At 73.0% G+C, this 23,213-nt stretch carries 12 protein-coding genes; all 12 read right to left on the bottom strand.

Annotation, left to right across the window (positions count from 1 at the left end; translation table 11 throughout):
* Nucleotides 1–6 precede the first annotated feature (6 nt).
* The gene (locus tag RND61_RS23410) at nt 7–834 is read right to left on the bottom strand and encodes an ABC transporter permease (RefSeq protein WP_315880031.1); all 828 of its coding nucleotides are present in this window, start codon (nt 832–834) and stop codon (nt 7–9) included.
* Nucleotides 831–12,155, bottom strand: a complete 11,325-nt coding sequence (locus RND61_RS23405; RefSeq protein ID WP_315880030.1) for a non-ribosomal peptide synthetase — start codon at nt 12,153–12,155, stop codon at nt 831–833. Before RND61_RS23405 ends, RND61_RS23410 begins: the two co-directional genes overlap by 4 nt.
* Nucleotides 12,156–12,256: 101 nt before the next feature.
* Nucleotides 12,257–12,967, bottom strand: coding sequence for a 2-hydroxychromene-2-carboxylate isomerase (locus RND61_RS23400; protein WP_315880029.1), 711 nt, complete (start codon nt 12,965–12,967; stop codon nt 12,257–12,259).
* A 33-nt stretch (nt 12,968–13,000) separates the two neighbouring features.
* Entirely contained in the window at nt 13,001–13,747 is a 747-nt protein-coding gene (fabG, locus tag RND61_RS23395) for a 3-oxoacyl-[acyl-carrier-protein] reductase (RefSeq protein WP_315880028.1), read from the bottom strand.
* A 142-nt stretch (nt 13,748–13,889) separates the two neighbouring features.
* Nucleotides 13,890–14,975, bottom strand: a complete 1,086-nt coding sequence (locus tag RND61_RS23390) for a beta-ketoacyl synthase N-terminal-like domain-containing protein (RefSeq protein ID WP_315880027.1) — start codon at nt 14,973–14,975, stop codon at nt 13,890–13,892.
* A complete protein-coding gene (locus RND61_RS23385; RefSeq protein ID WP_315880026.1) occupies nt 14,975–16,210 on the bottom strand; it encodes a beta-ketoacyl-[acyl-carrier-protein] synthase family protein in 1,236 nt (411 codons plus the stop codon). The genes RND61_RS23390 and RND61_RS23385 overlap by 1 nt, the downstream gene beginning before the upstream one ends.
* A 29-nt stretch (nt 16,211–16,239) precedes the next feature.
* Complete coding sequence (locus RND61_RS23380) at nt 16,240–16,515, bottom strand: acyl carrier protein (protein WP_315880025.1); 276 nt, start codon at nt 16,513–16,515, stop codon at nt 16,240–16,242.
* A 55-nt stretch (nt 16,516–16,570) separates the two neighbouring features.
* Nucleotides 16,571–17,536 carry a LysR family transcriptional regulator gene (locus tag RND61_RS23375; RefSeq protein WP_315880024.1) on the bottom strand — a complete coding sequence of 322 codons (966 nt, stop codon included), beginning with the start codon at nt 17,534–17,536 and terminating at the stop codon, nt 16,571–16,573.
* Between the two features lie 191 nt (nt 17,537–17,727).
* Nucleotides 17,728–18,519, bottom strand: coding sequence for an AfsR/SARP family transcriptional regulator (locus RND61_RS23370; RefSeq protein WP_315880023.1), 792 nt, complete (start codon nt 18,517–18,519; stop codon nt 17,728–17,730).
* Nucleotides 18,520–18,688: 169 nt separating this feature from the next.
* On the bottom strand, nt 18,689–20,923 hold the full coding sequence (locus RND61_RS23365; protein ID WP_315880022.1) for an MMPL family transporter: 2,235 nt from the start codon (nt 20,921–20,923) through the stop codon (nt 18,689–18,691).
* Between the two features lie 220 nt (nt 20,924–21,143).
* Nucleotides 21,144–22,121 (bottom strand): 2,3-diaminopropionate biosynthesis protein SbnA, encoded by a 978-nt coding sequence (gene sbnA / locus RND61_RS23360; RefSeq protein ID WP_315880021.1) that lies wholly within the window; start codon nt 22,119–22,121, stop codon nt 21,144–21,146.
* A 16-nt stretch (nt 22,122–22,137) separates the two neighbouring features.
* Nucleotides 22,138–23,199, bottom strand: coding sequence for a 2,3-diaminopropionate biosynthesis protein SbnB (gene sbnB, locus RND61_RS23355; RefSeq protein ID WP_315880020.1), 1,062 nt, complete (start codon nt 23,197–23,199; stop codon nt 22,138–22,140).
* Nucleotides 23,200–23,213 lie beyond the last annotated feature (14 nt).

Here is a 23,213-nt window from a genome sequence, read left to right as displayed (position 1 = left end):
GCGGGGTCAGGAGCCCGCGGTGCGGTAGCGGCGAAGGCTCACGGCGGAGCAGACGGCGAACAGCGCGCCCAGCGTCACGACGGCCACGGCCACCGGGTGCTCGGCGGGGAAGCCGCCCCCCGGCGCCACCGGGTTGCCCCACAGGTCGCGGCAGGCCGCGATGACGGCGCTGAGCGGGTTCCACTCCGCGAGGGGGCGGATCGGCGCGGGCATGGACTGCGGGGCGAGGAAGGCGTTGGACAGGAACGGCAGGACCACGACGATGAACGGGGTGACGACGCTGATGGTCTCCACGTTGCGCAGCGTCGTCGCCAGCAGGACGCCGAGCCACAGCATCACGTACACGAAGAGCACGATGAGCCCGAACGCGGCGAGCGTCGGCAGGACCCCGGTGCGGGTCCGCCAGCCGAGCAGCAGCCCGGCGCCGGTGACCACGGCCAGCCCGAGGAGCCCCACCAGCAGGTCCGCGAGGGTGTGCCCGAAGAGCACCGCGGACCGGCTGATGGGCAGGGACCGGAACCGGTCGACCAGTCCCCCCTTGAAGTCCATGGCGACCGAGATCGCGGTGGGCCCGACACAGGCGAGGGCGACCTGGACGGCGCCGCCGGCGAAGACGTACTCGCCGTACTCGCCGCCCGTCGGGAGCCTGATGGCGTCCCGGAAGAGGTAGCCGAGCATCACCATCGACACGAGCGGGCTGAGCGCCACGCCGATCACGCGTCCCGGCGCCCGGCCCAGGTGGCGCAGCCGGCGGCCGGTGACGGCGAGGACCTCGGTGAGCAGGGCGACCGGGGCGCCGGGGCGGCCGGTCTCGGTGTACGTCGCGGTCGTCATGCCCCGTCACGTCCTTCCCGCTGCTGGTGGAGCCGGTCCAGTTCGGCGGCGATGACCGGGCCGAGCTCGGCGAGCGGGCCGGGGTCGAGGATGTCGTCGTGGGTGCAGGCGAGCCGGTGGACGCGCAGGTCGCCGCTGAAGTACGGCTTCCAGAGCCGGTCCTTGTCGGGGCCCTTCTCCACCTGGCCGACGCCGGCCTCGCCCCACGCCGACCGCTCGGCGAGGAAGAGCTGCATCGTGCCGTCGAAGTCGCGGGGCCGGTAGCGGGTGTTGAGCGACTGGTGGCGGATCATCAGGTCCACCATGCGGGTCATGCGCTGCTCCCCCATGCGGGCCATCGGACTGTCGTCGCGCCGCAGCGCGTCGAGGACGTCCCCGACGACGAGGTCGCGGTCGCCGAACTCGGACCGGTGGTGCCCGACGCCCTCCAGGAGCCAGGCGAGCAGGCTCTGTTCGTCCCGCTCGTCGCTGACACCGGTGCGCGGGTAGGCGTCCAGGTTGGCGACCAGGCCGACCTCGTCCCCGGCCAGCCGGAGCTGGACGGCGATCTCGTAGGCGAGCAGTCCGCCGAAGGACCAGCCGAGCAGGTGGTAGGGGCCTTCGGGCCGCACCTCCTTGATCATCCGGATGTAGTCGGTCGCGATCTCCTCGATGCTGCCGGGCAGCGGCGCGCCGGCGACGACGCAGGGCGCCTGGATGCCGTACAGCGGGTACTCCTCGCCGAGGTGGCGGGCGAGCGGCAGGTACGACAGGGCGAACCCGACGCCGCTGTGCAGGCAGAAGACGGGCGGGCGACCGCCGGTCGGCTTGATGCACAGCACCGGGGCGAACGGGTCGGCGTGGCCGAGGCGGTCGGTCTCGTCGATGGCGTCCGCCATGGCGCGGGTGCTGTGGCGGGGGGCGGGCGCCTGGGCGGGGGCCGGTTCCGGCGCGGGCGCCGGGGCCGTCGGCGGCTTCGCCGACAGGGTGGCCGCCAGGGCGCGGACCGTCTGGTGGACGAAGACGTCCGCGATGCTGACCTCCAGCCCCGCCTTGCGCGCCAGGCTCACCAGCCGCAGCGACTTCATGCTGTCCATGCTCGCCCCCCGCGCCTCGAAGAAGTTCTCCTCGGCACCGAACGACTCCACGTCCAGCACGTCCGCCACGATTCCGCACAGCACCTCTTCCGCCGGGCTGAGTCGCTGTTCGGCCGTCCCGGCGGACGTGTCCGCACGGGGTGCCGGGGCGGTGGGCGCGTCGGGCGCCAGCAGGTTCCCCTCCGTGTCCCACTTCGCGCGCACACCGGTCCGGTGGAGCCGCGAGCCCGCCGGGCCGAACGGGTCGGCCACGAACCGCTCCGCGGTGGCGCCCGGACGGTTCGCGTAGCCGCGGGCGAGGTGGGGGCCACCGACGTACAGCTCGCCGGTCACGCCGGGCGGCACGGGGGCGAGCCACTCGTCCAGGACGTACGCCCGGGTGTTCCGGGCCCCCCGGCCGGGGGTGAACGTCGGCGGCGTCGCCCAGTCCAGCGGCAGCGGCTCCGCGGCCGGTGCGCCGGTACCGGCGAGCAGCGGGGCGAGCAGGCCGGGCGCCGACGCGGCCCGTCCGGTCTCCAGCGCCCAGGCCAGGTGGCCGGCGGCCGCCCGGTGCTCCACCACGGTGCCGCGCGGGCGGCCCGCCGCGTCCTCCGTCCGGATGAGGTAGGCGGCGTGCTCGGGCCGCAGCGGGCTCGTGCGGTCGGCGTCGGTCACCGGTGCGGCCGAGCCGGCGCGCACCTCCGGCCCGTCGAGGACCACGGTGGTCACGCCGGTGCTGCGGAGCCGGCCCGCGAGGCCCGCCGTGGTCAGGACGCACACCGGGCGGACGTCGGCGAACAGCGCCTTGATCCGGCCGGCCGGCTCGTCCGCCGCCAGCGGTACGTGGGCCGCGCCCGCCTTGAGCACCGCCAGCACGGCCACGGCCCGGTCGGCGGGCCGGGGCGCCGCGACGGCGACGACCTGCTCGGGGCCGACACCCGACGCGATCAGGTGGCGGGCCAGCCGGTGGGAGCGGGCGTCGAGGTCGGCGTAGGTCAGGGCGTGGGCGCCCGTCCCGACGGCGGGCGCGTCCGGGGTGCGGCCGACCCGGTCGGCGAACAGGTCGGGCACCGTCATCGGCGGCACCTCGTGGGCGGTGTCGTCGTTCCACGTGTGCAGCACCCGCTCCCGCTCCTCGCCGGTCAGCAGCTCCAGGCCGCTGAGCCGGACGTCGGGGTCGGCCGCCACCGTGCGCAGCACCTGCTGGAACTGCGCGACCATGCGCTCGGCGGTGGCCCGGGTGAACAGGTCGGTGCTGTAGTTGAACAGGCCGCGCATGCCGTCCTCGCCGGGCCACGGCAGCAGCTCCATGACCAGGTCGAGCTTGGCCCGGTCGGAGCCGACGTACTCGGGCTTCACGGTGAGGCCGGGCAGCGCCAGCGGTTGGTCGCCGTGGCTCTGCACGCTCAGCACGACCTGGAACAGCGGGTGCCTGGACAGCGAACGGGCCGGCTTGAGCGCGTCGACGACCTGGTCGAACGGCACGTCCTGGTGGGAGTAGGCGGCGAGGTCGGTCTCCCGGAGCCGGTCGAGCAGCTCGCGGAAGGTGGGGTCGCCGCTGGTGTCGCCGCGCAGGACCAGGGAGTTGATGAACATGCCGACGAGGTCGTTGAGCGCTTCGTCGGTGCGTCCGGCGACCGAGACGCCCAGCGGGATGTCGGTGCCGGCGCCCAGCCGGGTCAGCAGCGCCGACAGGGCGGCCTGGAAGACGATGAACTCGGTCGTCCCGGTCTGCCGGGCGATCTCGACCAGCGCGCCGTGCAGTTCGGGCTCCAGGTCGAACATCACCACGTCCCCGGCGGACCCGGCCACCTCGGGGCGCGGGAAGTCCCTGGGCAGGGCCAGCTCCTCCGGCAGGCCCGCGAGCGCGTCCCGCCAGAAGGCCAACTGCCCCGACACGACGCTGTCCGGGTCGTCCTCGGAGCCGAGCAGCTCGCGCTGCCAGACCGCGAAGTCCCCGTACTGCACCGGCAGCGGCGCCCACTGCGGGGCGCGCCCGGCGCACCGGGCCCGGTAGGCGGTGGACACGTCGGTGAGCAGCGGCACGATCGACCAGCCGTCGAACGCGATGTGGTGGAAGACCAGCAGCAGCACGCACTCGTCCGGTCCGGTGGACAGCAGCCGTGCCCGCAGCGGCGGTTCGACGGTGAGGTCGAAGCCCCGGTCGACCTCGGCGGCCAGCGCGTCGGCCAGCCCCTCCTCGGTGACGGTGCGGGCCTTGAGCGCGGGCCCGCCGGTGCGCGCGTCGAGCACCCGCAGCGACGGCACGCCGTCGGTGTCGGGGATGACGGTCCGCAGGACCTCGTGCCGCTCGGCCACGTCGGTCAGGGCGGCCTGGAGGGCGGCGGCGTCCAGCCGGCCCGTCAGGCGGAAGGCCATCGGCGTGTTGTACGCGCCGTCGGCGCGCTCCTGGCGGCGGTTGAGGAACCACTGCCGCCGCTGGGTGAAGGACAGGGGGCGTTCGGTGTCCTTCGGCGCGGGCCGCAGGGGCGGCCGGGCGTGGGCGGCGGCCTCGACGACGGCCGCGAGGGCGCTGGCGGTCCGCGCCTCGAACAGGGCGCGGATCGGCAGCTCCACTCCGAGGGCGGTGCGGGCGCGGCTGATCAGCCGGGTCGCCAGCAGCGAGTGTCCGCCGATCTCGAAGAAGTCGTCGTCGACGGAGACGTGCGGTACGGACAGGATGTCGGCGAACAGGCCGCAGAGGATCTCCTCGACGGGGGTGCGCGGGCTCCGGCCGCGCGCCGCTCCGGCGAGGTCGGGCGCGGGCAGCGCCTTGCGGTCGAGCTTGCCCTGCGGGGTGAGCGGCAGCGCCTCCAGGGCGATGACCGCCGAGGGCACCATGTAGTCGGGCAGGAACCGGGCGAGCCGTTCGCGCAGGGTGCCGCTGAGCGAGGAGTCGGACAGCGCGGCCGGGTCGGCGGCCACGACGTAGGCCACCAGGCGGCGGTCGCCCGCCTCGTCCTCGCGGACGATCGCGGTGGCCTGCTCGATGCCGTCCTGCGCCAGCAGCGCCGAGGTGATCTCGCCGAGCTCGATGCGGAAGCCGCGGAGCTGGATCTGGTCGTCGGCGCGGCCGACGTAGTCCAGTTCGCCGTCCGGCAACCAGCGCACCAGGTCGCCGGTGCGGTACATGCGCTCCCCGGCGGGGCCGAACGGGTCGGCCACGAACCGCTGGGCGGTGAGCCCGGGGCGGGCCAGGTAGCCGCGGGCGAGGCCGCCGCCGACGTAGAGCTCCCCGACGACCCCGATGGGCGCGGGCCTCAGGTGCCGGTCCAGGACGTAGGCGCGGTGGGCGGTGGTGGGCCGGCCGATGGGCGGGCGTCCGGTGCCCGTGAGCGGGCCGCTGACGGTGGAGCTGACGACGGCTTCGGTGGGGCCGTAGCCGTTGTAGAGCCGGACGTGGGCCGACCAGCGCTCGACGATCTCGGCGGGGACGGCCTCGCCCGCCACGGCCAGCCGCAGGTCGGCGGGGAGGGTGCTGCCCTCGGGCAGTCCGCCGACGACGACGGGCGGCAGGCCGGCGAGGTTGACGCGGGCCCGGTTGATCAGGTCGACCAGCGGTGCGCCGGGGGTGCGGCACTCCTCGTCGGCGATCACCAGGGTGCCGCCGGTGAGCAGCGCCAGCATGATCTCCCAGACGGAGGCGTCGAAGCTGAAGGACGCGAACTGGAGCACGCGGGTGTCGGTGTCGAGTCCGAAGCGCTCGACGAGGCTGTGGACCATGCCCAGCAGCCCGGTGTGCGCCACGACGACGCCCTTGGGCCGGCCGGTGGAGCCGGAGGTGTAGATGATGTACGCCGGGTGCTCGGGGCGCAGCGGGCCCGCCCGGTCGGCGTCGGTGAGGGCCGTGCCGGGCAGTGCGGCGAGCCGCTGGGCGGTGCCGGGTTCGTCGAGGACCAGGGCGTCGACCCCCAGGTCGGCCGCGCGTCCGGCGGTCGCCGTGTCGGTGAGCAGGGCGACCGGGTGGGCGTCGTCGAGCATGTGGGCGACACGGTCGACGGGGTAGGCGGGGTCGACGGGCAGGTACGCGGCGCCCGCCTTGAGGACCGCGAGGGCGGTCACCACCATCTCGGGGGTGCGCGGCAGCATCACGGCGACGACCTGCTCGGGACCCACGCCCCGGTCCGCGAGGAGCCGCGCGAGGCGGTTGGCGCGGGCGTCGAGCTCCGCGTAGCCGACCCGCTCGTCACCGAGGACGACGGCCTCCTTGTCCGGCGCGGCGGCGGCGCGCGCCTCGAAGACGTCGGTGGTCCGCGTGGTGGCCGCCACGGCCGTGGTGGCCGCGCCGGACCAGTCGTCGAGCAGCAGGCGGCGCTCGTCGGTGCCGAGCACGTCGAGGGTGCCGAGCGTGGTGCCCGGTGCGACGGCGAGGGTCTCCAGGACGCGGACGAACCTCCCAAGGACCGCGTCGGCCTCGCCGGCGTCGAAGACGTCGGGCCGGTACTGGGCCTCCAGGCGCATCGGCTCACCGGTCCGCGTGGCGGGGAACACCCCCAGGGCGAACGGGTATTCGGCGATGACCCGGGACTCCCAGGCGCGCGTGCTCAGCCCGGGGATGCGCTCGCCGATGCGGTCGAGCACCCCGGAGGGGTAGTTGTGGAAGCTGACGACCGTGTCGAACAGCTCGCCGATCCCGGCGCTCTGCTGGACGTCGACGAGGCCGAGGTGCTGGTGCCGCTCCAGGCGGAGTTGGCGTTCCTGGAGGTCGGCCAGCATCGCTCCGAGCGTCAGCGACGGGTCCAGCTTCACCCGTACGGGAAGGGTGTGCATGAAGGCGCCGACCATCCGCTCGACGTTCGGGAGTTCCTCGGGACGTCCGGAGGCCACGGCGCCGAACGTGACGTCCTGCCGGCCGGTGAGCCGCCCGAGGGCGACGGCCCAGCAGCCCTGCGCGACGGTGTTCACGGTCAGGTCGTTGGCGTGGGCCCAGGCGGTGACGGCGTCGGTCAGTGGCTGGGGCAGGTCGACGGAGAGGGTCGCGGGCAGGACGGAGACGCGGCTCCGGTCGGCGGGGCCGAGCCGGGTCGGCTCGTCGATGCCGGCCAACTCCTTCTGCCAGGCCTCCCGCGCGGCCTCCTTGTCCTGGGCGGCGGACCATTCCAGATAGTCCCGTACGGGTGCGACGGGCGGCAGCGCGGACGGGTCGGCGCCGTTGGACCAGAGGGTGACCAGCTCTTCGGCGAGGACGGCGGACAGCGACCAGCCGTCGACCAGGATGTGGTGCGTGGTCCACACGACGCGGTGCCGCGCGTCACCGAGCCGGTAGACCGTGAAGCGGGTCAGCGGGGCGCGGGTGACGTCGAAGCGGTGCAGCCACTCCTCGTCGGTGCGCCGCTTCGCCTCGGCGTCGGCGTCCGCCGCCGGGACGCTGGTCAGGTCGACCTCGGTCCAGGGCGGTTCGACGGCGGCGGGGACGAGCTGGACCGGGTCGCCGGCGTCCCGCTCGCGGAACGCGGCCCGCAGGCCGGGGTGGCGGTCGAGGAGGGCGGCGACGGCGGCGCGCAGCGCGGACCGGTCGAGCGGACCGTCGACGTCCATGACGACCTGGAGCGTGTAGGCGTCCGTGCCGTGCCGGTCGAACTGCGCCTGGAAGAGCAGGCCGCGCTGGAGCGGGGAGAGCGGCAGGATGTCCTGGAGCCCGTCGGTGTCGTTCTCGTACGCCTCGATCTCCGCTTGGGCGACGGTGACCAGCGGGAACTCGGAGGGGGTGCGGCCGCCCGCGCCGGGCCGGCCGGCGTGCGCGGCGAGGGCGTCGAGGGCGCGGAACCAGTCGTCGGCGACGCGCCGGACGTCGTCCTCGGCGAGGAGGCCGCCCGCCCAGGTCCATTCGGCGACGAGCACGGGCCCTTCGGGGCGGTCCTCGGTCATCGAGACGACTTCCAGGACGTGCCGCAGCGGGGTGTCGGGCGCGGCGGTGAGGCCGGACGCACCGGCCCGCATGGACCAGTCGCCGCCCGCGTCCGTGCTGAAGCGGCCCAGGTAGTTGAAGCCGGTGCGGGGGGTGGCACGGCGGGCGAGGGCACCGGCGGTCTGGGGGTTGAGGTGGCGCAGCAGCCCGTGGCCGAAGCCGTGGTCGGGCAGGGCGCGCAGGGCCTCCTTGACCCGCTTGAGCGCGGTGCCGCAGGCGTCGCCGCCGTCCCACGCGGACGCCCGGTCGAGGTCACCGACGTCGAGGCCGACGGGGAAGACGCTGGTGAACCAGCCGACCGTGCGGGACAGGTCGGTGTCGTCCCCGAGGTGTTCGCGGCCGTGACCCTCCAGTTCGACCAGGGCCCGGGTCGCGGGCCGGCCGGTGCGGCGGCGGTCGTGGTCGGTGAGGGCGAGGGCGAGGGCGGTGAGCAGGACCTCGTTGACCTCGGCGTGGAAGGCGGTGGGTACGCGGCCGAGGACGGCCGCCGTGCGGTCGGCGGGCAGTTCGACCCGCAGCTTGCCGGCGGTGCCGTGGACGTCGCGGGCGGGGTCGAGGGGACGCTCGCCGAGCTCGACGGCGTCGCCGTCGTACTGGGCGCTCCACAGGGGGAGTTCGGCGACGCGCGCGGCGGTGCGCGCGTGGTCGGTGAGGGTGCGTGCCCAGCGCCGGTACGAGGTGGGGACCGGGTCGAGGCGGATGTCCCGTCCCGCGGTGACGGCGTGCCAGGCGGCCTCCAGGTCACCGAGCAGGATGCGCCAGGACACCCCGTCGACGGCCAGGTGGTGGATGACGAGCAGGAGGCTGCGGGGCTCGGCGGGGCCGGCGTCGAGGAGCACGGCCCGCACCAGCCTGGCGTCCTCGGGGCTCAGCTCGGCGCGGGCGGCCTCGACCTGCTCGGCGAGGACCGCGTCCGGGTCGGCGCCGGCCGGCACCCGGACCGTGCCGAACACGTCGGAGGCGGCCACGGCGCCCGGCGGGAGCGCCTCCAGGTTCCACAGGCCCGGCACGGGCGCGGTGAGCCGCATGCGCAGCGCGTCGTGCCGGTCGAGGAGGGCGCCGATGACGGTCTCCAGGCGGGCGGGGTCGGCGCCGTCGGGGACGGAGACGGTCACGTACTGGGCGTACTGGCGGGTAGCGGCGGGGAGGTGGGAGACCTCCTCGCGGAACTGGTCGATGACGGGCGTCAGCGGGATCTCGCCGACGCCGTCCTCGACGACCGCCTCCGCCCGCCGGCCCGGCAGGTGGGCGACGGCCGCGATGGCGGCGGGGGTGCGGTGCTGGAAGACGTCCCGGGAGGTGACGGTCAGCCCCGCCTTCCGGGCGCGGCTGACGACCTGGATGGCGCTGATGCTGTCCCCGCCGAGGGCGAAGAAGCTGTCGTCCACGCCGACCCGGGGCAGGCCGAGGACCTCGGCGAGCACCTCGCACAGGACGCGTTCCGCGTCGGAGCGGGGCGCGCCCGCGGTGTGGGCGGTGGCGAAGTCGGGGGCGGGCAGCGCCTTGCGGTCGACCTTGCCGTGCGGGGTCAGCGGCAGCTCGGGCAGGGGGAGCAGCAGTGACGGCACCATGTGCTCGGGCAGTGCTTCGGCGAGCCGCTCGCGCACGACGGCCGCGTCGGCGTCGGTCACGACGTAGCCGACCAGCCTTTGGTGCCCGGCCGGGTCGGTGACGGCGGCGGCCACGGCGTCCGAGACCGTCGGCAGCGCGCGGAGGGCGGACTCGACCTCGCCCAACTCGGTGCGCTGGCCCCGGATCTTGACCTGGTGGTCGCGGCGCCCGGTGAACAGCAGTTGCCCGTCGGCGAGGAGCACCACCCGGTCGCCGGTGCGGTACATGCGGGTGCCGTCGGCGGCGAACGGGTCGGGCACGAAGGTGGTGGCCGTCCGGCCGGGGTCGCCGAGGTAGCCGCGGCCGACGCCCGCGCCCGCGACGAACAGTTCGCCGGGAACGCCCTGCGGGACGGGGCGCAGGTCGTCGCCGAGGACGTACAGCCGGGTGTTGCGCAGCGGCCGGCCGATGGGCATGGAGGGCTCGTCGGCCCGCACGTCGGCCGCGGTGCGCGCGTAGGCGTGGGTGACATCGTCGGAGCACTCGGTGGGGCCGTAGACGTTGGCCAGCGCGATGTGCGGGTGGTGGGCGAACCAGCGGGTGCACAGGTCGGCGGGGAGCGCCTCGCCGTTGGAGATCATCCAGCGCAGGGCGGGCAGTTCGGGCGCGTTCCCGGTGGTGTCCCAGGCGTCCAGGGTGGCGCGCAGCAGGGAGGGCACGACCTCCAGGACGGTGAGGCGCTCGTCCGCGATGACGCCGAACAGGGCGTCCGGGTCGGCGGCGGCGTCCCGGGGGACGGCACGGACGCGACCGCCGACGAGCAGGGCCGTCAGGGTCTGCCAGACGGTGACGTCGAAGGTGACGGGCGCGTTGTGGACGAGCGCGTCGGTGTGGTCCAGGCCCAGTTCCTCGACCTTGGCGAGCAGGTGGTTGACCATGCCGCCGCGCTGCACCATGGCGCCCTTGGGCCGGCCCGTGGAGCCGGAGGTGTAGATCACGTACGCGAGGTCCAGCGGCCCGCCCGCGACGGGGGCGAGGTCGTCGGCGGGGTCCTCGGCGCCGTCGAGGAGGAGCACGGGGAGGGTGCCGGCCGCCCGCCGGGCGAGGGCGTGGTGCGTCGTGTCGGCCAGCACGCAGGTGGCGCCGCTGTCGGCGAGCAGGCCGGTGAGGCGGGCGAGCGGGGCGCGCGGGTCGAGCGGCACGAAGGCACGGCCGGAGCCGAGCACGCCGAGCTCGGCGGTGACGAAGTCGCGTCCCGGTTCGGTGAGCAGGGCCACCGGCCCGGTGCCGCCGGTGAGGCGGCGGGACAGGGCGCTGGAGGCGCCGGCGAGCTGCGCGTACGTCAGGGTGCCGCCGTCGTCGGTGACGGCCGGTGCGCCGGGGCGGTCGGCGGCGTGGTCCCGTACGCGCTCGACGACGCCGCGGTGGGGCTCGGCGCGTACCGGGCCGGTCAGGGCCGCGTCGAGCTGTTCGGCCTCGCCGGGCGCCAGCAGGTCGAGGGCGTCCAGGGGCGCGTCGGCGGCCACGGTGACGAAGCGGTCGAGGAAGTCCGTGAAGCGGCGCAGGTGGGCGCGCACCTCGGCCTGTCCGTACCGGGACTCGTTGCCGCTGAGGTCGATGCCGATGCCGTCGGCGCCCTTGTCGGCGACGGTGAACTCCAGGTCGTCGACGAGGCCGGTGGAAAGGTTGTACAGGGTGGCGTCGCAGGGGCCGATGGCCAACTTCTCGACCTGCGGCATCATGTTGATGAACGGGCCGAACGGCCGCCGGTCGTCGCTGGACAGGCCCATGGCGCGGCGGATGCGGCTGACCCTGTGGCGCTGGTGCTTGAGCGCCTGGGAGAAGGCTCGGTACGTCGTGGTGAGCAGGTCGCCGCGGGTCATGCCGGGCGTCACGGAAAGCCGCAGCGGCACGTAGTTGACGACCATGCCGGGTATCCCCTGCATCGTGCCGCCGACCCGGGCGGTCACGGGCAGGGAGAGGAGGACGTCGCCGGTGCCGACCGTCCGCCGGGTGTAGGCACCGAGCGCGGCGACCAGGACGGTCTGCCAGGTGACCCGGGCGTCCCAGGCGACGCCGCGCAGCCGGTCGGTGGTCCGCTCCGGCAGGACGGTCTCCTCGCGCCGGAAGGCCTGGGCCGGTTCGGCGTCGCGGGTGGCGAGGCTGACGGGCTCGGGGCGGTCGGCGAACCGCTCCTCCCAGTAGGCGCGGTCGCGCTCGGCGCGCGGCGAGTCGCCGTAGGCGGCCTCGGCGTCGATCAGGGTGCTCAGCGGCGGGAAGCGGCCCTCGTCGAGGGAGGTGCCGGCGAGCATCGCCTCGTAGAGGGCGGACAGTCGCCGCCAGTAGATGACGTAGCTGAACCCGTCGGAGACGAGGTGGTGGTTGAGGAGGCAGAAGAACGTGCGGTCCTCGGCGAGGGTGAACGCGCTCAGCCGGAACAGCGGCACGTACGGGTCGGCCGTCGGCACGAGCGGGACGCGGAGGTCGGCGCGGATCGCCTCCCGGGCGGCCTCCACGGGGTCGTCGGCGCCGCTGACGTCGGTGACGGTCAGCGGCAGTTCGGTGAGCTCCTCGACGAACTGCCGGGGCTCGCCGTCCACGTCGGCGAAGCGGACGCGCAGGCACTCGGACTCCTCCACGAGCCGTTCCAGCGCGGCGCGGAAGAGCCGCTGGTCGAGGGGGCCGCGGATGTCCCAGTAGATGGCGGTGTTGTAGGTGGCACCGCCACCGGACAGCTTCTCGTCGAACCAGATGTCCTTCTGCCCGGCGGTGAGCGGCAGGCCGGCCGTGTGGACGTGAGTCGTCATACCAATCCCCTAGCGAAGGTCATCGAGTTCACCCGTCGATCGTCGACGAGCGCGCTGACAGCGGGCTGACTGCGAGCTGACGCCCACCCCGGCCCGGTGGGTCAGCCGCAGCCGCCCGCGTGCCCGTCGTCGGCCGACCGGCCGAGGCCGACCGCGCCGACGACCGGTTCCGGTACGGAGGTGGCGGGCAGGGCCTTGGTGCGGAGGTGCTCGACGAAGGCGTCGAACCGGTCCAGGCCCCAGAAGCGGGTGTAGCCGTGCACGAAGAACGGCACCCCGAAGACGCCGTCCTCGTACACGTCGAGCAGGGCGCGCACGCCCTCGGCGCGCACCTCGGGGTCGTCGCTCGCGTCGGCGAGCCGCCGCCCGTCGAGGCCGAGCCCGACGCCGATGGCGGCGATGACGGCGCGGTCGCAGATGTCGCGGCCCTCGCCGAAGCGGGCCCGGTAACAGGCCGCGACGTACTCCTGGCCGCGCCCCTCGCGGGCGGCGACCAGGTAGCCGAGGTGGGGCACCTCCCACACGGGCTCGCGGTCGACGGGCCAGGTCACGGTGATGCCGCGGGCCTTGGTGAGCCGGCCCACGTCCTGGAGGACGTAACGGTTCTTCTCGCGGGACATCTCGGAGTACGGGAAGGTGCCGCCCTGCTCGGCGAGGAGGCGGGTGCTCTCGGCGTCCGGTTCGAAGCACGGCACCCAGCGGAGCCGGTCGACCAGCTCGGGGTGGCGGTGGGACAGTTCCCGGTGCGTGAGCCAGGAGTAGGGGCTGCGCAGGGAGAAGTAGAAGCGCGGCGTCTTGTTCTTCTTGGGCATGGCGGTGTTCCGCTTTCCTCGTGGGATGGTGACTCAGACGACGAGGCCCCCGTCGACGCCGAGGACCTGGCCGGTGATGTAGGAGGCGCGGTCCGAGGCCAGGAAGGCGACCAGGTCGGCGACCTCCTCGGGCCGGCCGAACCGGCCGAGCGGGATGCGTTCGGTCATCTTCGCGACGTGGTCGTCGGCGAGGCCGGAGAGCATGTCGGTCTCGATGAAGCCGGGGGCGACGGCGTTGGCGCGGATGCCGTAGCGGCCGGACTCCTTGGCCAGCGCCTTGGTGAACCCGATGATCCCGGCCTTGGTTGCCGAGTAGTTCGTCTGCGCGGCGTTGCCGTACACGCCGGAGACGGAGGACAGGGTGACCACCGATCCGGTACGGCGCTTCATCATGGCGAAGACGGCCGCCTTGCAGACGTTGTACGTGCCGTCGAGGTTGACCCGCAGCACCGCGTCCCAGTCGGCCTCGGAGAGCATCACCAGCGGGTTGTCGCGGACGATGCCGGCGCAGGAGACGACCGTGCGCAGCGGGCCGAGCGCCTTCTCGCCGTCGCGCACGAAGCCGCGCACGGCGTCGTGCCGGGCCACGTCGACCTGCGCCGTGTACACCCGTGCCCCGGCCGCGCCGGCCTCTTCGGCCACGGCGTCGGCGGCCTCCTTGTTCGACTGGTAGCAGAACGCCACGTCGTACCCGTCCCGGGCGAGCCGGGTCACCACGTGACGGCCGATCCCCCGGGAGCCTCCGGTCACCAGGGCGACGGGACGGTCGTTTGCGGACATTGCTGATGCCTCCACGTTGGCTGGGAGTGCTGGGGACGGTGACTGCCGGGCCCCGGCCCGGTCCGCTCACGGCCCCGCTGCGGGCCCCGTGACGCGGCCGGGGCGGTGTGTGACCGGGGCCGGCGTGGTGCCGGGGTGCGGCCTACACGCCCGTGATCAGGGCGCAGCCGACGGTGCCGTCGCGTTCGACGCCGGTGACCAGGGCGGCTTCGCCGGGGGCCAGGCCCGACTCGCCGACGGTGGCGAGGACGGCGGCGAGTTGCAGGCTGGTGGAGGCGGCGGAGGTGTCGCCGAGCAGGGGGCGGCAGCGGATCCAGCGGGGGTCCGTCGCGCCGAGCGCGTCGGTGACGCCTGCCTCCTCCAGGGCGGCGAGTTCGCCGCCGGCCCCGAGCGGGGCCACCAGGCGGACGGCCTCGGCGGCCACGCCGGTCGTCTCCAGGGCGTCGCGTACGCAGGTGGCGAGGGCCGCGCGGGCCTCGCCCTGCTCCCCGAACGCCCGGAAGCGGGTCGTCCGGATGCCGGCCAGCGGTGACCGTCCGGCTGCCGCCGCGTCCTCGGGCGTCTCCAGCAGGAACACCGCGCTGCCCTCGCCGAGCGGTGCCGACCGCTCCTCGGCGGTGCGGCCGTGCCATTCGAGCCAGGCCCGCTGGGTGGAGTACTCCTCGGCGGCGCCGCACAGCACCCTGGCGCAGTGCCCGCCGCGGTGCAGCCGCACCGCGTAGCTCAGGGCGAGCAACCCGGTGAGCCAGCCGCCCGCGATCGTGGTGTTCGGCCCCTTGATGCCGTGCCAGATGGCGCTCTGCCCGGCCGCCCGGTTCATCACGGTGTTCGGGAGGCGGGCCGGGTCGACGTGGTACGGCCGCTCGCCGGCGAAGGAGTCGCGGGTGAAGTCCATGATGCTCTGGACGCTGCCGGAGCCGGTGCCCAGGACGAGGGCGGTCTGCTCGGGCCGCCGGGTCGGTTCGGCGTCGCAGGACGCCAGCAGCCGGCCGACCGCGGTGACGGCGAGGGCGGTCACCCGGTCCATCGTCCGGGTGCCCTTCCTGCCGACGTGTTCGGCGGCGGAGAAGTCCGGGACCAGGGCGCCGCGCTCGAAGGGCCCGGGGTGCGCGGTGCGGTCCAGCGCCCCGACGGCGCTGCGTCCGGCGGTGATCCCTTCGCTGAAGGACGCGCTGCCGACCCCGTACGGAGAGACCGCCGACCAGGCGGAGAGGACCAGTGGGGACATCACTCCGCCTCCCGGTAGCGGCCGAGGATCAGCACGGCGTTGTTGCCCGCGAACGCGAGCGCGTTGTTCTGGACGACGTTCAGTTCGGCGGGCCGCGCCTCGTTCGGTACGCAGTCCAGGCCGCACTCCGGGTCGGTCTCCCGGTGGTTGATGGTGGGCGGGATGAAGCCCTCGGTGATGGCCAGCGCGCAGGCGGCGGAGGCGAGGGCGCTGGCCGCGCCCATGGAGTGGCCGATCATGGACTTGATGGAGACCGTCGGCGGGGGCTCGGCGAAGACCTGCCGGATGGCCCCGGCCTCCGTCACGTCGTTGGCCCGGGTGCCGGTGCCGTGCGCCGAGATGAAGTCGATGTCCTCGGGCTTCACCCCGGCGTTGCGGTGCGCGACCTCCATGCACCGGGCGAGGCTGCCCTGGTCGGGTGCGACCGGGTGGTGGGCGTCGCAGTTGAGCCCGTACCCGAGCACCTCGGCATAGACCCGGGCGCCGCGCGCCCGCGCCGATTCGAGGCTCTCCATCAGCAGGATGCCGGCGCCCTCGCCGGTGAGGAGGCCCTTGCGGTCCTTGTCGAACGGCTGGCACACCTCGGGCGCGATGGTGCCGAGCCGGTAGAACCCGGCGAACGTCTTGCGGCACACCGCGTCGGCGCCGCCGCACAGCGCGACCTCCACCTCGCCGCCGCGGATGGCGTCGAACCCGTTGCCGATGGCGTAGTTGCCGGCCGCGCAGGCGGTGGGGATGGTGAGGGCCTCGACGTCGGTGAGGCCCAGCTCCCGCACGATGCCGGTGGACAGCCGGCCCGCCTGCGCCCGGCGCACCACGCCGGGCGGCAGTTGCTCGGGGCCTTCCCTGAGCTGTACGTCCACGAGGGCGTCCAGGTCGCGGGCCTCCGCGTCGGTGGTACCGACGGAGACCAGCGCCCGGCGCTCCCTGAGCTCCTCCAGGGACAGGCCCGCGTCCGCCACCGCGAGGTGGGCGGCGGCGACCGAGAACTGGGTGGCCCGCCCCAGTTCGTCGGGGTCGACCCGCCGGATCCACTCGGCCGGGTCGAAGTCGTCCACCTCGCACCCGTTGGCGTGCGCGAAACCGGTCGTGTCGAAGGCCGTGATCGGCTTGACCCCGCTGCGTCCGGACCGCAGTCCGTCCAGGAAGGCCGCGACACCGAGTCCGATGCTGCTGATCGTGCCGAGCCCGGTGATCACCACTCGGCGCGGCGGCCGCTGGTCGTTGTCGTACACGTTGCGCTCCCGTCGTCCGGTGTCGATGGCTAGCGGGAGGCCGCCTTGGCCACCACGGCTTCGTCGACGACGGTGACGACGCCTTCGAGGTTCACCATCCGGGCCAGTTCGGCCTGGTCGATGTCGATCCCGAAGGCGCGTTCGAGCTGGGAGAGGATCTCGATGGCGCCCATCGAGTCCGCTTCGTGGTCCTCCTTGAAGCGACTGGTGTCGGTCATCTCGTCTGCGTCGATCTCCAGGATGTCGCAGATGATTTCCTTGATCGTGGCGCGGCCGTCGGCGTCCACGCGGTTCGCTGTCGTCATGCCGACGATGCTGGCGAACCCCCCTGACAGCGGGCTGATGACCGACTGACGGCCCTCAAGCGGTCCTGAGGTAGCGGTGCAGCTCCGGGAAGTCGGCGGGGTGCTCCTTCATCCAGGCCCAGTAGCGCGGGATCGTCCGGGCGTACCCGCTGTAGTAGCAGCGGACCGTCTCCACCAGTCCGGCCAGGGTGGCGCGGCCGAAGGAGCCGCTGCGCCAGATCATCACCATCTCGGTGCTCTCCGTGCCGGAGATCGGCACCAGGGACACGTCGCGGGTGGCGCCGGTGGGGGTGGTCAGGGCGGCCGCGTTGGCGTCCCGTACCCAGTTCATCGCCTCGTGGTGGCCGTCCGCGTAGTGCAACACCTCGGGTTCCGGGTGCGGGAACCTGGCGAACAGCAGCTTCTCGATGGGGTGGAACCAGTGGTCCTGGGCGTAGCGGACCCAGTTGAGGGAGGCGAGGTGGCGGCTCTCCAGGGCCGGTTCGTCGGACAGCGGATGGCCCTGGGGGACGGCGAGCCAGACCGGTTCGCGCGCGATGACGGCGGTGTCGAGGGCGAGTTCGGCCTTGTCGCCCGGCTCGATGAGCGTCGCGCACGGCACCAGCGCCGCGCTGAGCCAGCCGCGGCGCACCGCGTCCACGGCGGCGGTGGGGCTGAGCGTCTCGGTCTGCACCTCCGTGCGGGGCAGCGAGGACTGGAGGGCGCTGTGCAGGGACGGTGGCGTCCACTCCGAGTTACCGAACCGGAACACCTTGGAGGCGTGGGCCGCCGCCTCGACGACGACCATGTCGGCACGCCGGACGAGTTCGGCGAGCATGGGGATGAGCCGTTCACCGAGCGAGGTGGGAACGACACCGGAGGAGGATCTGACGAAAAGCCGGCCGCCCACCGCATCTTCTATGCGTTTCAACTGTGCGGTGAGGCTGGATTGCGGAATACTTAATTCCGACGCCGCCTTGGATATGCTCCCGACCTGGTCTATGACGGTCACTATCCTGGCATGGCGCAACTCTATGTTCACAATGCCCCCGTGGCACCCGGCTGCCCAACATGTGAAATCCCGGCATGAAACGCCCAAAGATGATTCACACGTTAACAGGGCCCCCCGGTGGCGTCCACCACATTCTCGCCACGGATGGTTTATAAAACTTGCCCCGAATAATGGGGCGTGAACACGTATCGGAGGGAAAAATCCGTTGGGTGGGGATCGTCCTATTGTCCCGCGTGGAGCAGGGCCTGACGCGGCTCCCCCAGGACGTCGTCCTGGGTCAGGATCGCCTGGTACGCGCGGTGCAGTCCGCGCCCCGGCTCGAGGCCGAGGTCGTCGGCCAGCCGGCGGCGCGCGCCGTGGAAGACCTCCAGGGCCTCCGCCTGTCGGCCGTCGCGGTAGAGCGCGAGCATCAGCAGTTCGCTGAGCCGCTCGCGGCCGGAGTGCTCAAGGGCCAACTGCCGCAACTCGGCCAGGGGGACGCGCTCCGCGTCGATCCGCAGCCTGGCCGCCGTCAGGTCCTCGTACGCGGTGATCCGGCGCTCCTCCAGATATGCCGCCTGGACACGGCACCGCAGGCCGTCGCACGTGTCGAGGAGCGCGGGCCCGCGCCAGAGCAGGAGCGCCGATTCGAGCTGCGCGACGGCCTCGACCGGGTTGTACCGGACGAGTGCGGCGCCCGTGTCGGCCAACTCGACGAACCTGTGCGTGTCCACAGCACTGGCCGGAACGTCGAGCACGTAACCGCTGCCCACGGTGCGGACGAGCGAGTCGCCGTCCAGGCCCGTCACCATCTTCAGGAATTTGCGCAGTCGTCCGACGTTGGCCTGGAGGGCGTTGCGCGCATTGGTCATCGACCGGTCCGCCCACAACTCGTCCGCGATCTGGTCGAAGAGGACCGGCGCCCCGGGCGAGAGCGCCAGCAGCGTCAATACGACGCTCGCCCGCTTCGACACCATGGTGTACTGCTCCCGCCCTTGCTTCAGATAGAGCGATCCCAGCAGGTTGATCTCCACGTCCTGAACCCCCGTAACTGTCGGCGACTGCTGGGAATTCTGTCAGCCATCACTCGACCGGAGGAAATACCATCTCGGTGGCGTTCGCGCACCGAAATGGTATGGGGGCAAGGGGAAAGGGCGCCGAACCGGCGGGGAATCCGGTCCGGCGCCCGTCCTGGGCCGGCGGCTAGCCGAGACGAGCCGCCGGGGCGGTCGTGGTGGCCGACCGGCCACCACTGGTTCCGGATGCGGCGGCGCTCCGCGCGCGCCGCATCTTCTTCGAGGGCCACCAGCTCGCGTCACCCAGCAGGATCAGGGCCGAGGGCAGGATCATGACCCGGATGATGAAGGCGTCCAGCACGACGGCGACCGCGAGGCTGAAGCCGATCTGCTTCATCTCGGCCAGGTGCAGGAACATGAAGCTGGCGAACACCGTGACCATGACGATGGCCGCGCTGGTCACGACCTTGGCCGACCTCTCGATGCCCTCGACGACCGCCTGACGGGTGGGCACCCCGTTCATCGCCGCCTCCTTGATGCGGCTGACGACGAAGACCTGGTAGTCCATCGACAGGCCGAAGAGGATCACGAAGAGGAACAGGGGCACCCGCGAGCCGATGGCGCTCGTGGCGCTCTCGTCGAACCCGAAGACGGTCGAGGCCAGGCCCCACTGGAAGAAGACGACCACCAGGCCGAAGGCCGCGCCGACGGACAGGAGGTTGAGCAGGACGCCCACCAGGCCGATGACCACCGAGCCGAAGACCAGCACGGTCATCAGGAAGGTCAGCAGCAGGAGGAACCCGACGACGACCGGCAGCTTGTCGTCCTGGTGGGCGAGGTAGTCGGCGTCGACCGCGACCGGCCCGTCCACGCCGTACTCGGCGCCCCGCACCTTTCCGAGCGTGGCCGGCAGGTAGTCCTGGCGCAGGTGCTCCAGGGAACCGGTCGCCTCGGGGGAACTGAGCCGGTGCGGCACGGCCAGGGTCATCACGCTGACCCGCCCGTCCGTCGACGTCTGCACGGCCGGCGGGTTCTTGGAGAACATCGGGTCGCCCTTGGCCCGCTGGGCGAGCGCGTCCAGGGCCGTGGCGACCTCGCCCCGCCGGTCGCCTTCGGCGCGGACGACGACCCAGTGCTCGGAACGGCGGTCCGGGAAGGCGTCGTTGAGCTTGTCGTAGGTCTGCATCGCGGGGATCGCCCGGGAGTGCGTGTCCTTGTTCAGTACGCGCAGCTCCATGCCGAGCGCGGGGAGCGCCAGCCCCACCATGACCAGCGTGGACAGGACCAGGGTGGCCATCGGGCGCTTGCGTGCCGGGTTCAGCAGGGCGGTGAACATCCGGCCGGTGCGCTCCGGGCGGCGCTGGCGCAGCCGCTTGCCGCGGGCCGCGGCGCGGGAGGCGCGGCGGTCGGCGCGCCGGCCGATCGTGACCAGCAGGCCGGGCAGGGCGGTCACCGAGCTCACCATCGCGACGAAGACGACGAGGATGGTCGCGGTGGCCAGCGAGGAGAAGATGATGTCGGTGGCCAGGAACAGGGTGGCGCTGGAGACGATCACCGCGAGGCCGGAGACGACGATGGCGCGTCCGGCGGTCGCCGCGGCGATGCCGACCAGGGCCTCGGGGCTGAGGCCGCCGGCCGCCTTGTCCCGTTCCTCGCGTTCCCGCTTGAGGTAGAAGAGCGTGTAGTCGACGCCGACCGCCATGCCGATGAGCAGGATGACGTTCATGCCGACGCCGGCGTCGGGGATCAGGTGCGAGACCACCATGGACAGGCCGACCGCGGCGGCGATCGAGGAGACCGCCAGCAGCAGCGGGACGCCGACCATCACCAGCGAGCCGAACACGATCAGCAGGGTGACCAGGGTGATCGGGAAGGTGATCATCTCGGTCTTGGCGAGGTCGTCGCTGCGCTGCTTGTTGAGGCCCTTGCTGACCGAGGCGTCGCCGGTTTCCTCGACGACCAGGTCGGGGTGGGCCTCCTGCACGGCGGCCGTCTGCTCCTGCAGCGGGTCGACGTGCTCCATCGCCTCGCGCTTGGGGCCCTTCATGGTCACCTCGACCATGAGCATCCGGCCGTTCTCGGAGAGGACCGGTTCCTCGACCTCGAGGACCTCGGGCAGCCCCTTCATCCGGCTGCTGAGGTCCCGGGCCGCCTCGCGGGCCTTCGCCTCGTCGAGCTCGCCGGACCCGGCGCTGAACATGACCTGCTCGGTCGGCTTGCGCTCCAGGCCCGCCTCGGCCGCGATGGCTTCGGCCCGGCCGGACTCGCCCACCCGGTAGTCCTCGGCGACCGCGCTGTTGGTGCCGACCCCGATGCCCACGGCGAGGCACAGGACCACGAACGCGAACCATGCGGCGATCGCACGCCCCGGGTGTAAGGCGCTCCAACTGGCCACCCTCACGGTGATCGGCTGCTTCTTCACTGTCCCAGCTCCTTCAGGGTCGTCATCACCGCCCAACGGGTGTAAGTCGAAGATGACAGGTGATGGTGATGTACGTCAACCGTAAGTCCGGACGGTGGCTGGATCGGTGTCCGTGTGGCGCGGTCCCGACGACCGGGTTCCGGTCGCCCGGCGGACACGACGGCACGGCTCCCGACACCGGTGGGTGCCGGGAGCCGTGCCGACCTGCGGAGGGCGGTCGTCAGCTGGACCGGATCGCGTCCCGGTCCAGCGCGTGGGCGCCGTAGATGTCACTGACCCAATTGGTCTGGTACACCGAGTCCAGGTACCGCTCCCCCAGGTCCGGCGAGATCGCCACCGCCGTGGCCCGCCCGTCCGGACGGTGCTCGGCCAGCCAGCCCGAGGCCCCCGCGACGACCGTCCCCGTGGAGCCGCCGAACAGGAAGCCGACCGTCGCCAGCCGGTGGGCGACCCGGATCGCCTCCACTTCCGGTACGTGCACCACGTCGTCCACGAACGACTCGTCGAGCAGTTGCGGCCGCACGCCGGCACCGAGGCCCGGGATCATCCGCAGCCCCGCCGGCCCGCCGAAGGTGACGGAGCCGACCGAGTCGACGGCCACCACCGTCACCGGGCGGCCGGACTCCTTGAAGTAGCGCGCGCAGCCCATCAGCGTGCCCGTCGTGCCGGCGCCGACGAACAGCACGTCGAGGTCGGGGAAGTGCGCCGCGATGGAGGGGGCCGTCGTCCGGTAGTGGGCCAGCCAGTTGTAGGGGTTGGCGTGCTGGTTCAACCACAGGTGGCGGTCGTCGGTCGCGCAGAGCTGGCGTACGTAGTCGAGTCTGGCGCCCAGGAACCCGGTCTCCGGATGGGGTTCGGTGATGATGTGCACCTGGGCGCCCATCGCCTCCATCAGCCGCCGGGTGACCAGGTTGCAGCGGGTGTCCGTGACGCACAGGAAGCGGTAGCCCTTGTCGGCTGCGATCATGCTCAGCGCGACGCCGAGGTTCCCCGACGAGGACTCCACGATGACCGAGTTGCCGGTGAGCGCCCCCCTCCTCTCGGCGTCGGCGATCATCGACGCCGCCGCCTTGAGCTTGATGGAGCCGGCGAAGTTGAAGCCCTCGCACTTCAGGTAGACCGACGTGTCGAGGGTCGACCGGAGGTCCACGTAGAGATCGTCCACGTGGAAGTCCTCCGGCGCGGAGATCACGGTCACTGCGACCACCCCCGTCTCAGGTACGGCCGCCGGCCTCGCCGGCGCGCCCGTAGCGGTCGATCTCGTGGAAGAAGCCCTCGACGACGTGCAGGTCCCCGTCGGCGCGAACCGTGTCGTACACGTGCTTGCCGACCGCGAGGTCGAGGACGCCGAGCCCGAACGGGGAGAAGACCACGGGCCGGTCGGCGGGCATCCGGACCCGTCCGGTCAGCACGTCGTACAGCGTCCCGTCGATGAAGTCCCGGCTGCCGGTGAGCCTTTCGGTCAGGTGCGGGGAGGTGTCGGCCTTCAGGCAGTGCTCGACGTCGTCGACCACGTTCGCCGAGGCGAGCAGCACCTCGGGGGCGAGGTCGCGCAGCGAGACGTTGAGGACGAGCGGGTTGTGCGCGAACCAGTCCGGGTCGGTGACGTGCGGGGCCGGGGCGACGGTCGCGAACACCACCAGGTCGCTGGAGCGCACCAGGTCCTCGGCGCGCTCGTGCACGGTGATCCGGCCGCCGGCGCCGCTGCCCTCCAGGTACGAGCGGAAGCCGGCGGCGTGTTCGGCGGACAGGTCGTGCACGCCCACCTCGTCGAATTCCCAGCCGGTCCGGGTCAGGTACGTGTGGATGTGGCGGGCGATGAGCCCGGTCCCGACGAAGCCCACCCGGGCCGGCCGGGCGCGGCCGCGGGAGAGCCGGTCGGCCGCCAGCGCCGCCGAGGCGGCGGTGCGCGCCGCGCTGATGATGGAGCTCTCCAGGCAGGCGAACGGATAACCCGTGTCGTAGTCGTTGAGCACCAGCACCGCGGAGGCCCGGGGAACGCCCCGGCCCACGTTCTGCGGGAAGCTGGATATCCACTTCAGCCCCTCGACCCGCGTACTGCCGCCGATCGACGCGGGAAGGGCGATGATGCGTGCGGAGGGCCGGTCGGGGAAGCGCAGGAAGTACGAGGGCGGGTTGACCGTGTCGCCCTCGCCGTGCACCCGGTACGCCGTTTCCACCAGGTCGACGGTGCCCTTCTCGCTGCCGGACAGCACACGGTCCACCTGGGCGCCGGGAATCACGGCGAACGGCGGGACATGGACTTGCTGTGTCATGCACGACTCCATTG

The sequence above is a fragment of the Streptomyces tamarix genome (genome assembly GCF_032423885.1).
Taxonomy (GTDB): domain Bacteria; phylum Actinomycetota; class Actinomycetes; order Streptomycetales; family Streptomycetaceae; genus Streptomyces; species Streptomyces tamarix.
The sequence above is the reverse complement of the archived record's forward strand: the minus strand, read 5'-3'. Positions and strand labels throughout refer to the sequence as shown.

Excerpts from the sequence above, each read along its gene's own strand:
- RND61_RS23410 (WP_315880031.1), bottom strand. The coding sequence starts at position 834 with ATGACGACCGCGACGTACACCGAGACCGGCCGCCCCGGCGCCCCGGTC.
- RND61_RS23405 (WP_315880030.1), bottom strand. The coding sequence starts at position 12,155 with ATGACGACTCACGTCCACACGGCCGGCCTGCCGCTCACCGCCGGGCAG.
- RND61_RS23400 (WP_315880029.1), bottom strand. The coding sequence starts at position 12,967 with ATGCCCAAGAAGAACAAGACGCCGCGCTTCTACTTCTCCCTGCGCAGC.
- fabG (WP_315880028.1), bottom strand. The coding sequence starts at position 13,747 with ATGTCCGCAAACGACCGTCCCGTCGCCCTGGTGACCGGAGGCTCCCGG.
- RND61_RS23390 (WP_315880027.1), bottom strand. The coding sequence starts at position 14,975 with ATGTCCCCACTGGTCCTCTCCGCCTGGTCGGCGGTCTCTCCGTACGGG.
- RND61_RS23380 (WP_315880025.1), bottom strand. The coding sequence starts at position 16,515 with ATGACGACAGCGAACCGCGTGGACGCCGACGGCCGCGCCACGATCAAG.
- sbnB (WP_315880020.1), bottom strand. The coding sequence starts at position 23,199 with ATGACACAGCAAGTCCATGTCCCGCCGTTCGCCGTGATTCCCGGCGCC.